At 53.4% G+C, this 12,634-nt stretch carries 14 protein-coding genes; 4 read left to right on the plus strand and 10 right to left on the minus strand.

The genetic code is table 11. From position 1 onward, the window contains the following. Positions 1-31: 31 nt before the first annotated feature. Complete coding sequence (gene ompA / locus EoCCA6_RS19915) at positions 32-1,084, minus strand: porin OmpA (RefSeq protein ID WP_152084125.1); 1,053 nt, start codon at positions 1,082-1,084, stop codon at positions 32-34. Between the two features lie 355 nt (positions 1,085-1,439). Beyond that, positions 1,440-1,949: an SOS-induced cell division inhibitor SulA gene (gene sulA, locus EoCCA6_RS19920; RefSeq protein WP_152084490.1), complete on the minus strand. Its 510-nt coding sequence runs from the start codon at positions 1,947-1,949 to the stop codon at positions 1,440-1,442. Positions 1,950-2,166: 217 nt separating this feature from the next. On the opposite strand from sulA, the gene EoCCA6_RS19925 reads away from it, so the two are divergent. Continuing rightward, positions 2,167-2,793 (plus strand): TfoX/Sxy family DNA transformation protein, encoded by a 627-nt coding sequence (locus EoCCA6_RS19925; protein ID WP_152084126.1) that lies wholly within the window; start codon positions 2,167-2,169, stop codon positions 2,791-2,793. Here EoCCA6_RS19925 and yccS read toward each other — a convergent pair. Both yccS and EoCCA6_RS19935 read right to left on the minus strand, forming a co-directional pair. After that, the gene (gene yccS, locus EoCCA6_RS19930; RefSeq protein WP_152084127.1) at positions 2,750-4,912 is read right to left on the minus strand and encodes a YccS family putative transporter; all 2,163 of its coding nucleotides are present in this window, start codon (positions 4,910-4,912) and stop codon (positions 2,750-2,752) included. The two genes, EoCCA6_RS19925 and yccS, sit on opposite strands and share 44 nt — an antisense overlap. A 19-nt stretch (positions 4,913-4,931) precedes the next feature. Beyond that, on the minus strand, positions 4,932-5,378 hold the full coding sequence (locus EoCCA6_RS19935; protein ID WP_152084128.1) for a YccF domain-containing protein: 447 nt from the start codon (positions 5,376-5,378) through the stop codon (positions 4,932-4,934). A gap of 123 nt (positions 5,379-5,501) precedes the next feature. Between EoCCA6_RS19935 and helD the strand changes: the two genes are divergently transcribed. Continuing rightward, positions 5,502-7,556, plus strand: a complete 2,055-nt coding sequence (helD, locus tag EoCCA6_RS19940; protein WP_152084129.1) for a DNA helicase IV — start codon at positions 5,502-5,504, stop codon at positions 7,554-7,556. An 82-nt stretch (positions 7,557-7,638) separates the two neighbouring features. Here the strand turns inward: helD and mgsA are convergent, their stop codons facing one another. Then, positions 7,639-8,097 (minus strand): methylglyoxal synthase, encoded by a 459-nt coding sequence (mgsA, locus tag EoCCA6_RS19945; protein WP_152084130.1) that lies wholly within the window; start codon positions 8,095-8,097, stop codon positions 7,639-7,641. An 80-nt stretch (positions 8,098-8,177) separates the two neighbouring features. Then, positions 8,178-8,840, minus strand: a complete 663-nt coding sequence (gene csgI / locus EoCCA6_RS19950; protein ID WP_152084131.1) for a curli synthesis inhibitor — start codon at positions 8,838-8,840, stop codon at positions 8,178-8,180. A gap of 173 nt (positions 8,841-9,013) precedes the next feature. On the opposite strand from csgI, the gene EoCCA6_RS19955 reads away from it, so the two are divergent. Further along, entirely contained in the window at positions 9,014-9,427 is a 414-nt protein-coding gene (locus EoCCA6_RS19955; protein WP_152084132.1) for a CoA-binding protein, read from the plus strand. Positions 9,428-9,464: 37 nt separating this feature from the next. Here EoCCA6_RS19955 and hspQ read toward each other — a convergent pair whose 3' ends face one another. Both hspQ and rlmI read right to left on the minus strand, forming a co-directional pair. Next, positions 9,465-9,782: a heat shock protein HspQ gene (gene hspQ, locus EoCCA6_RS19960; RefSeq protein ID WP_010429359.1), complete on the minus strand. Its 318-nt coding sequence runs from the start codon at positions 9,780-9,782 to the stop codon at positions 9,465-9,467. Between the two features lie 60 nt (positions 9,783-9,842). Further along, positions 9,843-11,033, minus strand: a complete 1,191-nt coding sequence (rlmI, locus tag EoCCA6_RS19965; RefSeq protein ID WP_152084133.1) for a 23S rRNA (cytosine(1962)-C(5))-methyltransferase RlmI — start codon at positions 11,031-11,033, stop codon at positions 9,843-9,845. A 93-nt stretch (positions 11,034-11,126) separates the two neighbouring features. On the opposite strand from rlmI, the gene yccX reads away from it, so the two are divergent. After that, a complete protein-coding gene (gene yccX / locus EoCCA6_RS19970; RefSeq protein WP_152084134.1) occupies positions 11,127-11,408 on the plus strand; it encodes an acylphosphatase in 282 nt (93 codons plus the stop codon). Here yccX and tusE read toward each other — a convergent pair. Together tusE and yccA are read right to left on the minus strand one after the other, a co-directional pair. After that, the gene (tusE, locus tag EoCCA6_RS19975; RefSeq protein ID WP_152084491.1) at positions 11,405-11,734 is read right to left on the minus strand and encodes a sulfurtransferase TusE; all 330 of its coding nucleotides are present in this window, start codon (positions 11,732-11,734) and stop codon (positions 11,405-11,407) included. The genes yccX and tusE overlap by 4 nt on opposite strands. 87 nt (positions 11,735-11,821) lie before the next feature. Then, complete coding sequence (gene yccA / locus EoCCA6_RS19980; RefSeq protein WP_152084135.1) at positions 11,822-12,481, minus strand: FtsH protease modulator YccA; 660 nt, start codon at positions 12,479-12,481, stop codon at positions 11,822-11,824. Between the last annotated feature and the right edge of the window lie 153 nt (positions 12,482-12,634).

Below are 12,634 nucleotides of genomic sequence, written 5' to 3' on the forward strand. Positions count from 1 at the left end.
CGCAGTGCGGGGTTTTTTTTAAGACGATAACTTATGCCGCTGGCTGAGTTACAACGTCTTTGATGCCTTTAACTTCGATCTCAACGCGACGATCTGGTGCCAGGCAGTCGATCAGTGCAGCGCGAGCTTTCACGTTGTCACAGGTGTTGCCAGTAACTGGGTTAGATTCGCCCATACCACGTGGGGAGATCTTGTTAGCTGGGATACCTTTAGATACCAGGTAATCAACAACGGACTGAGCACGTTTCTCAGACAGACCCTGGTTGTAAGCGTCAGAACCGATACGGTCGGTGAAGCCCAGAACTACTACGGAACCATCTTTAGGGTCCAGGTTGCTCAGCTGGGTGTACAGCTGATCCAGTGCCTGCTGACCTTCTGGTTTCAGCGTCGCTTTGTTGAAGTTGAACAGAACGTCAGACTTCAGAGTGAAGTGCTTGGTCTGTACTTCTGGTGCTGGAGCCGGAGCTGGCGCGATTGGCGCAGCTTCTTCCTGCTGACCGAAACGGTAGGAAACACCTACGCTCAGCATGCCGTTGTCTGGACGAACACCAACGGTGTTGCCGTCGCCGATGTTGTTAACCCACTGGTATTCCAGACGGGTAGCGATGTCACGGGTCATTGCCCATTCAACGCCACCAGCGAATACTGGGGAAACGCCCGTGTCGTGGTCGTCGCCAGCAACGCTGTTGCTGGAGTCAGCACGCCATACCATGCCGCCCAGACGGGTGTACACGTCCAGATCGTCAGTTACTGGGTAACCCAGTTTAGCGGTCAGCTGTACGCCTTGAGCTTTGAAAGCGCCATTAACGGTGTCGCCTTTGTATGGCATACGACCTAACCAGTCGTAACCCATTTCAAAACCAACATACGGGTTAACCTGATAGCCACCGAACGCGCCTGCACCGAGCTGGCTCTCATGAGTAGGGCCGTCGTTGTTGTTAGCGCTGTTGTACCAGCCAGTGTCATGGAACTGAGACCAGCCCAGTTTACCACCTGCATACCAGGTATTATCTTTCGGAGCGGCCTGCGCTACGGTAGCGAAGCCAGCCAGTGCCACTGCAATCGCGATAGCTGTCTTTTTCATTTTTTGCGCCTCGTTATCATCCAAAATTCGCCATGTAAATCTCAACAGAGAAATCACGGTTAAATCCTTCACCGGGGGGCGTGGTCAACTATAACTCTACCGATATCTTCGGCTTAGGCCGAGCACCCCTGGCGATGTAAAGTCTACAACGTAGCTGAAAACTTACAAGTGTGAAGTCCGTCAGGCATATGAAAAAAAAAGTTCCGTATACCTAATATTTAACATTTTTAGAACGAATTTTGTGCAGTAAAATTAAGAAGAACCGCTCCAGACAAGCCTTGCCGCAGTTTTGTCACCTGGAACTTTTTTCCAATCCTGAGGTCAAAAAAAATTCCAGGAAAACTCTTAAAATGGCTTAGTGATACAAATTAGAGTGAATTTTTAGCCCGGAAAGTTGTCCTTTGCGGTGAGAATCTGCCCGGACAGGTCGCATAATAAACCCGATCGCATTTCCCTCTTCTGCCGCTTCCGTGAGCCGATAATGCTCTTCTTCCGTCAGCTCATCCGATAACCAACCAATCACCACACTGTAATTTCCGGTGCGTAATGCGCGGATCATTGACTCAACCGTATCGCAGGGCGGGAGTTGGTTAATCTGCATCACCTTTGCCAGCGGCAGCCCTGCGGAGAGAAGCCATTCACGGCTCAATTTTTGCTGTGGCGTCAGCCAAAGCTGCCAACGGGACTGTTGGCCAAGCTGCTGTAATAGTGGCAGTAATAAGAGTTGTGTCAACAGGGGCTGGTCTTCACGATAAACCACTTCACTAATAAGCCCGGTTGAAACGCGCCCGACAGATTTCTGCGCGACAGTGTCAGCGGTAGAAGAAAGAGAGATTGAGCGATTTGCATAGCCTGAAGTGTACATATTCATTCCAGCCCTGTAGTTACTGTATGGATATACAGTAACCCCTGTATGCATAAAGATCAACCTCATTTTCGGAAAGCGACTCGCAAATTTCACTCATTAATGGCGTGCCTCGAAAAATCATCTTGCTCACAGGCAATAAGTTGCCTATTTTCCTGCTAACGGATCCGCTAGTAAGAAAATATGTTGTTACTTTATGATTTTGAAGGGAAATATCATGAAAAAGATATCTTATGATCGGATTTATAAATCGCAGGAATACCTTTCTCCATTAGGGGAAATTCATCATCGCGCGCTTTTTGGAGGATATACCCTTGCGGTGGATGATGCGGTTTTCGCCATGGTGTCGGACGGGGAGCTCTATCTTCGGGCCTGTGAAGAGAGCGCAAAATACTGTGTAAAACACGCCTCTTCATTTTTGACGTTAATGAAGCGGGGCCGTCCTGTCCTTCTTAACTATTACCGCGTGGATGACGGGCTTTGGCAGAACAGGGATGAGCTGCTCAAACTTTCATCGTCTGCACTTGATGCGGCCAGAAAAGAGCGGTATCAGCGTCACCAGCGGAATCGGCTTAAAGATCTGCCGAACCTGACATTTCAGATTGAAGTTCTGCTCTGTGAAGCGGGTATAACAAATGAAGAGACGTTACGGGAACTGGGCGCAAAAACGAGCTGGCTGAAAATACGATCAAAAAATAAGGGGCTGAGCATTAAGGTGCTGTTTGCGCTTGAAGGGGCAATTGAGGGAATGCACGAAGCGGCGCTCCCGGCGGACATTCGCCGGGAGCTAACGGAATGGTTTAATGCACTGCCTGAGGCTCAGGAGAGTCATTCCGCCAGGTAGCGATCTGCTGTTGTAGTCGGCAAATTTCCGGCAGCAGAGCAATAAGCAGGCCGATTTGCTGAAGGACCAGTGGAGCTTTGCTGTCGGAGCCTGGATCGAGATGCGCAATACGCTGAGTCAGGTCGTCCAGCGACTGCTGCACACGGGGTTCATCGGCAGGCCGATGATGAAGGGCGTCATCGACGTAGCAGACGGCGTCATCGAGAAGGGACAAGATACCCGGATTGGTCAGTTTCTCGCGATGGGCACCCAGCGTAGAGATATAGCTGGTAAACGTATGGTTCAGGCAGAGCAGGCGAAACGCGGTTTCACGTATCTCTGCAGTCGCGCGCGGCTCTGTGGACATATTTGAAACTACTGACGCGAGTTCAGCATCGCTGTTATGCGCATCGCGACGGGCGATACGGTAGGCCAGGCGGTTATCGCGGCCCTGGTGATACTGCTCAAGAATGGCATCCAGGTAGCGACAGTTTGCATTCATTGCTCTGTCTGTCACGCGCGGCAAATTGCGAAAACGCCAGTCAGGCCAGATAAAGCTCACTGCCGCCCAGGCAATAGCACAGCCGATCAGCGTATCGATCACGCGGGGCAGGGCGACTTCAAACCCTTCACCCAACAGGTTAAAGCACAGCAGAACCAACAGCGTGATAAACATGGTGGCATGTGCGTACTGCACATTACGAAAGGCAAAGAACAACACGCCGGTGATGACGATGAGAATAAGCTGTCCTTCAACCGAGGGCACGAACCACAGCACCGGTAGCCCGATAGCGACGCCCACCAGCGTGCCGATAATACGCAGCGCAAGGCGGTGGCGGGTGGCGTTGTAGTTGGGCTGGCAGACAAACAGGCTGGTCAGTAAGATCCAGTAACCGTGCTGCAAGCCGGTTATCTGAATAAAGGCATAGCCTACGCACAGTACCAGTGACATCCGCACCGCATGGCGAAAGAGCGCCGATTCTGGCGTAAAGTGGCGGCTCAGGCGCAGCCATATATCGCTAACGCCGTGCAGACTGTCGTCCGCAAGCTGGTTCTCCGTGTCGCTGCGTGGCATCGCCATTGCCTGTTCGGATTCAATGGTTGCCAGTTGGGCATCAATCGCACGCAGATTATTGAGCAGGAATCCCAGCGCTTTGATGTGCTCTGGTGATGTCCCACTCGCCTGAACGCGATCGAGGGCTGCATCAAGGTGGCTGAAAGCGTGCTCAAAACGTGGGTCATGCTGGTACGGTGTACGCAACAGGATTGAGCGCGCCAGCTGCTGACAGGCCTGAGATTGCATCGACAGTAAGCGCTGGAAACGGAACATGACGTCGCTATAGCGGAACTTCTCGCGCAGGGCTGCATACTGGACATGCGATGAACTGGCACGTTCATGAATATCCTGGGCGGCAAAATAGTAATGCAGTGTTCTTCGGGTGCCACGCTGACCCCGATCGCCGCGCAGACGAGTAAGCAGCGAGGCTTTTGTCTGGTTAAGCATTGCCACCAGTTGGCCGTTCGCCAGCGCCAGATCGTAAAGCGGTGCCTGGCTCTCCTCTTCAATATCCGGGTCAAACAAACGTGACTTTAATTCAAGATACTGAGCCAGCTGCTCGTAACTGCGCGCGAGGTTATCCTGCAGCGCCCGAACCGGAAAAATAAGGTGTCCGGTCAGGGTCAGCAGGTTATACCAGATCGCCCCCACCAACAGCAGAACGGGTTGCTGATACCACTGATCGTAAAGAGAGACACCGAGCATGGTATAGATAGCAATCAGCAGGGCACCAAACGCGATGGTGGCGTAGCGCTGCCCAAGCCCGCCAAGCAGAATAAACCCGCTGGTTGAAAGCGTAAGCCCCAGCGCAAAAAGCCAGGGCCAGGGGAACAGCAACTCAACGGACGCTGAGGCTATAAAGAAACAGACCAGAGTGATGACCAGGTTACGCAAACGTCCGGCCAGACGGTCATCAAGATCGGCAAGCGCCCCGGCTACCACGCCAAGGGTCAGCGGGATAGTCAGTTTTACATCATCCAGCCACCACGGCAGGGCAACCGTGCCGCAGAGGGCAATAAAAATCCTGACGTTATAGAGCCAGTTACTGTTCCAGGTGTAACGGCGAAGCAGTGGGCTTAGCATGAGCGCGGCCTGTCCTTATTCACTGAAAACGGCGACGAGCGTTGGCTTCACGTGCGGCTTGCGCCACTTCTACCGGGACGACTCTGCGTCCAACCGGCCACAGGGCAATGGCGGCAATTTTAAAATTAGCGATCCCAACCGGAATGCCAATAATCGTAATGCACTGTGCAATGCCGGCAACGATGTGCATCAGGCACAGCCACCAGCCGAAGAAAATCAGCCACAGAACGTTCAGCAGAGTACCACCGGTATTCATCAGGGCATTTTTCCCGTCCGGGTTCAGTTCATCAACATGGACAGCTTCATTGCCGAAGGGAATCAGTGAGAGTTTGGTGATTTCCCAGCAGGAGCGGGTCAGCGGCAGGGTGAAAATGAGCACGATGCTCACCAGGGTGGCAAAAAGCCAGGAAAGGGTGGTGGCAAAACCGCCAAGGACAAAATTCAAAACATTCAGAACGGTACGCATAAACCCTCATTTCCTTTCGATAAGACTAACGCTGAGTGATTGTAACGTTTTTTTAGGCTGGAGCACCTTAAAACTGGCAGTTAAACTGTCAGACAAATTATCTCTTTGTGGGTCTGGCTGGATATGGAACTGAAAGCAACTTCAATGGGCAAACGCCTGGCGCAGCACCCTTACGACAAGGTTGTCCTTCTCAATGCGGGAGTGAAAGTCTCCGGTGAGCGTCATGAATATCTCATTCCGTTTAATCAACTTCTGGCCATTCATTGCAAACGCGGGCTGGTGTGGGGGGAACTGGAGTTCGTCCTGCCAGCCGATAAAGTGGTACGTCTGCACGGTACTGAGTGGGCAGAAACACAACGTTTTCACCATCATCTGAACACGCTCTGGCAACAGTGGAGCCATGACATGAGTGTGATTGCGGCACAGGTGCTGCAGCAGGTGCTTGACGATATCGCCCGAAGTAACGCGCAGCAAAAGTGGCTGACGCGCCAGCAAACCGCCGGGTTGCAGGAAAAGATAACACAGGCGCTAACCGCGCTGCCGTTCCCCGTCTCCCGTCTTAATGAGTTTGAAAACTGCCGTGATGCGTGGCGTCAGTGTCAGGCCTGGCTCAGCGATATTGATAAAAGCAGACTGGCGCATAACCAGGCCTGGACCGATGCCATGCTTGCGGAATATGCCGATTTCTTCAGCACCGTCGAATCGTCGCCGCTCAACCCGGCTCAGGCGCGTGCCGTTGTCAACGGTGAACCGTCGCTACTGGTGCTGGCGGGCGCAGGCAGCGGTAAAACCTCCGTGCTGGTGGCGCGTGCAGGCTGGCTTCTGACAACCGGTGAAGCCGTAGCTGACCAAATCCTCCTGTTGGCCTTTGGCCGCAAAGCTGCGCAGGAGATGGACGAGCGAATCCGGCAGCGCCTGCATACTCAGGATATTACGGCGCGCACCTTCCACGCCCTCGCACTGCATATTATTCAGCAGGGGAGTAAGAAAGTGCCGTCCATCAGTAAACTGGAAAATGACACCCAGGCTCGTCAGGCGCTGTTTATTAAGACGTGGCGTCAGCAGTGCAGCGAGAAAAAAGCGCAGGCCAAAGGGTGGCGTCAGTGGCTGGAGGAGGAACTGAACTGGGAAGTGCCGGAAGGCAGTTTCTGGCAGGATGAAAAGCTGGCGCGACGCCTGGGTGCGCGACTTGACCGTTGGGTGAGCCTGATGCGCATGCACGGCGGCTCTCAGGCAGAGATGATCGACAGCGCGCCGGAAGCGATCCGCGCCGTGTTTTCAAAGCGCGTCAAATTAATGGCACCGCTGCTGAAAGCCTGGAAATCGGCCCTGAAAGAGGAAAATGCCGTCGATTTTTCCGGTCTTATTCATCAGGCCATTATCATTCTGGAGAAAGGACGCTTTGTCAGTCCGTGGAAGCATATCCTTGTGGATGAGTTCCAGGATATCTCGCCTCAGCGTGCCGCATTGCTCTCGGCGTTGCGGGCGCAGAACAAACATACGTCTCTGTTTGCCGTGGGGGATGACTGGCAGGCTATCTATCGCTTCAGCGGGGCGCAGCTCTCGCTCACAACTGCATTTCACCACCATTTTGGCGAGGGCGATCGCAGCGATCTGGATACTACCTACCGTTTCAATTCACGAATTGGCGAAATCGCAAACCGTTTTATTCAGCAAAACCCGCATCAACTGGCGAAACCGCTCAACAGCCTGAGACCGGGAGATAAGAAAGCGGTCACGCTGCTGGCGGACGATCAGCTTGAGCCGCTTCTGGATAAACTGAGCGGGTATGCAAAGCCCGATGAACGGATTCTGGTGCTGGCGCGTTATCACCATCTTAAACCGACGGTGCTGGAAAAGTCGGCCACTCGCTGGCCAACGCTACAGCTTGATTTTATGACTATCCATGCCAGCAAAGGCCAGCAGGCTGACTACGTGATTGTGGTCGGGCTGAAAGAGGGAAGTGATGGTTTTCCGGCTCCGGCACGTGAGTCGGTAATGGAGCAGGCGCTGCTGCCAGTACCGGAAGATTTCCCGGATGCAGAAGAACGGCGTCTGCTGTATGTGGCGATAACCCGCGCGCGCCATCGCGTGTGGCTGCTGTTCAATAAAGACGAGCCGTCGGTATTTGTCGATATACTGAAGAGTATTGACGTGCCGGTGGCGAGGAAACCGTAGCTGGATTGCCGGGCGGCGCTACGCCTGACCCGGCCTGCAAAAACCGTAGGCCCCCGCAAGCGTAGCGCCGCCGGGCAAAGAGCTACTTCAGTCTCTCGGAAAGATAACGTTGATAATCCGGGATCAGGATCTCAACCGGAGAGTTGAACTGCGGTGATTCAATGATGAAATCCGCCGTCGACAGATTTGTGGCTACCGGGATATTCCACACCGTCGCAAGGCGCAGCAGCGCTTTAACATCGGGATCATGTGGCACCGCATTCAGCGGGTCCCAGAAGAAAATCAGTACATCAATTTTTCCTTCCGAAATCTGTGCGCCCACCTGCTGATCGCCGCCCATCGGGCCGCTCAGCATGGCATTCACTTCCAGACCCGTTTCGCGTTGGATCAGGTTGCCGGTTGTCCCCGTAGCTGAGAGGGCGTGATTTGCCAGCAACGGTTGATGGCGGCGAACCCAGTTAAGCAGCATTTGTTTACAGTGATCGTGCGCAACCAGAGCAATGTGTTTGCGTGCAGGAAGCGTGCGTGTTGTCAGTTCCATAATCTTATCCGTCAGGTTACCTGGCTACACGATGACGGGAACTGCCTGATGCTGCAAGAGAAAGGACAAAAAAATGTGGCTTATGACGAAGGTTGTTGCTTCGCCCATTGCAGAAAGCGGGCTCGCGTATCGGGATCGGCCTGCTGGAACCAGAATTTCAGGCGCTGCTCGGTGAGCGTTTGCGACTGGGGCGGGATCACATCCAGTTCTGATACACCAGACAGTAGCGTGCTATCGTCAGCCATCATCGTGGCAAATTGCGGCAGCGAAGCGCGCTTACCGGCTTTGTTATAGACCTCCGTATCTGCTTCGTAATCCGTGCCTTTAGGCATTTTTGTCAGTGCCAGAATATCCAGTTTCACCGGAATGGGCATCGCGTCGCCATCTACGAGCGCAATTCGCGGCGCGGCATCAAAAGCGATGGCCTCTTTTTCGGTTTCGAGGCGCGGGAGGTTAAAATTTACCTGACTGATACGCTGAGTATTAAAGCTCACAATCAGCGGTGGTGAGATGTACATCCGTTGTTCATGGTTGGCAAGGCGGATCATTTTCTCGACCCGAAAAACCACCTGATGCGGCCCGTTGTCGAGTTCGATGCTGTCTGCGCCACGCAGAAGTGAACTGGATACTTTTTTGCCATCGAGTACCAGCAGATCAATGTCAGTCGAGAGTCGTAGTGTGGTCGCAAAGACGCAAACCGGCATGACTAACGCAATCACAGCAGAGACAATGCCGGTTTTCATAGGGCGCTCCTGTTGAAAATACTTTCTTCGTAATAATGTATCTAAATTTTTCGATAATCACGTTTACTAACATATAGACATATTCCACCGTTTTGCCCTCATACATCTGTATGGGATGAATGGTTGTGAACACGGCTTTGACGTACACTTTGAAAAAAGCCAGGAGGATGAGTATGAAAGAGAACGATATTGCCGAGATTTTGACGTCCACACGCACTATCGCGCTGGTGGGGGCGAGCGACAAACCCGATCGCCCAAGCTACCGGGTGATGAAATACCTTCTGGATCAGGGCTACCACGTGATCCCGGTATCGCCAAAGGTGGCGGGTAAAACGCTGTTGGGCCAGCAGGGTTACGCGACGCTGGCTGATGTGCCTGAAAAAGTGGATATGGTGGATGTCTTCCGTAACTCAGAGGCGGCCTGGGGCGTGGCGCAGGAAGCGATTGCCATTGGCGCGAAAACGCTGTGGATGCAACTGGGCGTAATAAATGAGCAGGCGGCTGTGCTGGCGCGGGATGCCGGGTTAAACGTGGTAATGGATCGCTGTCCGGCGATCGATATTCCCCGTCTGGGGCTGGCAAAGTAACAAAAAAAAAGCCCGTTCGCCGGGCTTTTTTACACCTTTAATTTCGCAGTCTTGGAGCCTGTAACTGTTTGCGGATGGTCTGAGCAAGCTCGTCCATAGTGGGTTGTTCCGGATGCTCGTCCTGCAGTTCGCTACTTAGCTGCGCTTCGGCAAGGTAGGTATGAACGGGCTGTCCGTCATCACCTTCCATCACCACATGATACCAGGGTGCTGCGCGAAGCTCTGCGTCAACTGCCAGCTCATCTGCTGACGGTTCATCAAGGGAATATTCCGGGTCGATATCCACGACCACACCCAAATAACCAAGCAAGGTGTGGCGGACCTGCTGGCCGATACCGAATTTGCTGGCAATCATAGTCACCTCCCCGGAAACATTACTCATACCGTATGTATGGGCAATATTCCTCTTTTCAAGTTACATGATGCGACAGGCAAACCCTTTCAGATACAGCCCTTCCGGGTAGGTAGCGATCACCGGATGATCGGCCGCCTGACGGAACTGCTCTATAAATTGTACATCACGACCCGCATCAATTGCGGCATCAGCGATGATTTTCTGAAATAAATCTGTGGTCATCAGGCCAGAGCAGGAGAACGTCAGTAATACCCCGCCAGGGTTCAGTAACTGAATTGCCAGCATGTTGATGTCTTTATAGCCGCGACAAGCCCCCATCAGCTGGCTTTTGTTTTCCACGAACTTTGGCGGGTCCATGACGATCACGTCAAATTTCTCACCCTGATCGCGGTATTTGCGCAGCAGTTTGAACACGTCATCACGGACAAATTCCGCTTTGCTGAGATCCAGCTTGTTCAGTTCAACGTTCTGTTTCGCCACGTCCAGCGCTTCCTGTGACGTATCTACGCTCACCACCTGAGCACAGCCGCCCATCAGTGCCGATACGGCGAAGCCACCAGTATAGGAGAAACAGTTCAGGACGCGTTTGTCGGCAACGTACTGGCGGGTCGCCAGTCGGCTGTCGCGCTGGTCAAGGTAATAACCCGTTTTGTGGCCGCCCTGAATATCCACCAGCAGCTTCATACCGTGCTCTTCAATCGGCAGCAGGGCAGGCGGCAGCTCGCCGGTAACCGGACCCTGGGTCAGCTCCATGCCCTCTTTTTTGCGCACCGCCACATCGCTGCGGTCGTAAATAGCGCATTCCGGGAACAGGGTTTGCAGCGCGCTAATCAGCGCGGCGCGTTGATACTCCGCCCCTGCGCTCAGAAGTTGCAGCACGAGGAAGTTACCGAAGCGGTCAATGGTGACGCCTGGCAGACCGTCGGATTCCCCGGCAATCAGACGGTAGCTGTCCAGCCCGTCACGTTTTGCCAGCCAGTCGCGCCACTGCTGCGCCTGCTGCAGGCGGCGAACGAAGAAATCGATGTCGATGGTTTCGTCTTTATCGAAGGTCCAGACGCGAGCGCGGATCTGGGACGCTGGCGAGTATGCGCCGCGCGCTAACCATTTCCCCTGATGGTCAACGATCTCAATGGTTTCACCGAGGCTGGCTTTGCCTTCCATACGGGCAACTGCGCCGGAAAAGACCCAGGGATGACGGCGCAGTAATGACTTCTCGCGCCCTTTGGCTAACACTAAACGTACACTCATAATTTGCTATTCTGTCGATTCCAATGAAATGGCCGCCATTTTCCCGAGTTCAGTGAGGAAATGCAACGCGCCAGACGGATAAGGAGAAGGAAGATGTCAAAAGTCTGCACCATTGCCTGGGTTTACGGCACCGTACAAGGGGTTGGGTTCCGTTACAGCACACAGCGCGAAGCCGTTCAGCTTGGACTAACGGGATACGCACGCAATATGGATGACGGCAGCGTGGAGGTGGTCGCCTGTGGCGAAGAAGCGCAGGTAGAAAAGCTGGTGGCGTGGCTGAAAGCGGGCGGGCCGCGAAATGCGCGGGTTGATAAGGTTTTAACGGAACCGCATCAACCCGGTCGGGAATACGATAATTTTGGTATTCGCTATTAAATGCACTTCACTGGTTTTGGCAGACCCGCGATTTTGGTCGCCTGTTTTGCCGGGCCTTTCGGGAAGAGGCGATACAGGTAGCGGCTGTTACCTTTCTCTTCGCCAAATTTATTGGCCATCGCTTTAACCAGCATGCGGATCGCCGGAGAGGTGTTGAATTCGAGATAGAATTCGCGCACGAAACGCACCACTTCCCAGTGTTCAGGGGAGAGCGCGATGCCTTCTTTCTCAGCAATCACTTCCGCCAGCGCTTCGCTCCACTGGCTGCTCTCTTTCAGATAACCGTCGTTATCGGTTTCGATCTCTTTACCTTCAAAACACAACATAGTCATTCACACATCAGTCAAAAACCGCTGCAGTGTACCAAAAAACAAAGCCCCGCATAAGCGGGGCCTGGTTTACAGCACTGTGCGTTAATCGCGGCTGGCGAAGCCCAGGATACTCAACAGGCTAACGAAGATGTTATACAGCGATACATACAGGCTCACGGTCGCGCGGATGTAGTTGGTCTCACCGCCGTGAATGATGTTGCTGGTTTCATACAGGATTGCGCCAGATGAAATCAGGATAAATACCGCGCTAATCGCCAGGTGCAGGGCAGGCAACTGCAGGAAGATGTTTGCCACCATACCAATCAGCACCACCACGATACCCGCCATCAGCATACCGCCGAGGAAGGACATATCCTTGCGGGTGGTCAGCACGTAGGCCGAGCAGCAGAAGAATACCAGCGCGGTGCCGCCCAGCGCCATACCAATGACGTCACCCATTCCGGCTGACAGGTAGGCGTTCAGGATCGGCCCCAGGATGTAGCCCAGGAAGCCAGTGAAGGCGAATGCCGACAGAATACCTACCGGTTTGTCAGCCGTTTTGTAAGTCAGGAACATCAGGCCATACATACCCACCAGCGTCAGGATCAGCCCCGGAGACGGCAGCATCAGTACGGTACTGGCCGTGGCGGTGATCGCAGAAAACGCCAGCGTCAGGCTGAGCATGAAATAGGTGTTGCGCAGCACTTTATGGGTGCTGAGTAGCGATGTGCGGTCGCGTGAAGAACTAATAATACGATCCATGAGTCACTCTCTTATGACAGATGTAATTAACGGCAAGAATAGGAAACGATGCGCCAGTCTCAAAGTGGTTTTACCCATCTTTACTCAGCACGTTAGCCGCGGCGTTGGTTGTTTCTTCTGCAGAAAGACGGTTCTGCAGAATGAAGAACGGTT

The sequence above is a fragment of the Enterobacter oligotrophicus genome (assembly GCF_009176645.1).
Classification (GTDB): Bacteria; Pseudomonadota; Gammaproteobacteria; order Enterobacterales; family Enterobacteriaceae; genus Enterobacter; species Enterobacter oligotrophicus.

Excerpts from the sequence above, each read along its gene's own strand:
- ompA (WP_152084125.1), bottom strand. The coding sequence starts at position 1,084 with ATGAAAAAGACAGCTATCGCGATTGCAGTGGCACTGGCTGGCTTCGCT.
- sulA (WP_152084490.1), bottom strand. The coding sequence starts at position 1,949 with ATGTACACTTCAGGCTATGCAAATCGCTCAATCTCTCTTTCTTCTACC.
- EoCCA6_RS19925 (WP_152084126.1), top strand. The coding sequence starts at position 2,167 with ATGAAAAAGATATCTTATGATCGGATTTATAAATCGCAGGAATACCTT.
- yccS (WP_152084127.1), bottom strand. The coding sequence starts at position 4,912 with ATGCTAAGCCCACTGCTTCGCCGTTACACCTGGAACAGTAACTGGCTC.
- EoCCA6_RS19935 (WP_152084128.1), bottom strand. The coding sequence starts at position 5,378 with ATGCGTACCGTTCTGAATGTTTTGAATTTTGTCCTTGGCGGTTTTGCC.
- helD (WP_152084129.1), top strand. The coding sequence starts at position 5,502 with ATGGAACTGAAAGCAACTTCAATGGGCAAACGCCTGGCGCAGCACCCT.
- mgsA (WP_152084130.1), bottom strand. The coding sequence starts at position 8,097 with ATGGAACTGACAACACGCACGCTTCCTGCACGCAAACACATTGCTCTG.
- csgI (WP_152084131.1), bottom strand. The coding sequence starts at position 8,840 with ATGAAAACCGGCATTGTCTCTGCTGTGATTGCGTTAGTCATGCCGGTT.
- EoCCA6_RS19955 (WP_152084132.1), top strand. The coding sequence starts at position 9,014 with ATGAAAGAGAACGATATTGCCGAGATTTTGACGTCCACACGCACTATC.
- hspQ (WP_010429359.1), bottom strand. The coding sequence starts at position 9,782 with ATGATTGCCAGCAAATTCGGTATCGGCCAGCAGGTCCGCCACACCTTG.
- rlmI (WP_152084133.1), bottom strand. The coding sequence starts at position 11,033 with ATGAGTGTACGTTTAGTGTTAGCCAAAGGGCGCGAGAAGTCATTACTG.
- yccX (WP_152084134.1), top strand. The coding sequence starts at position 11,127 with ATGTCAAAAGTCTGCACCATTGCCTGGGTTTACGGCACCGTACAAGGG.
- tusE (WP_152084491.1), bottom strand. The coding sequence starts at position 11,734 with ATGTTGTGTTTTGAAGGTAAAGAGATCGAAACCGATAACGACGGTTAT.
- yccA (WP_152084135.1), bottom strand. The coding sequence starts at position 12,481 with ATGGATCGTATTATTAGTTCTTCACGCGACCGCACATCGCTACTCAGC.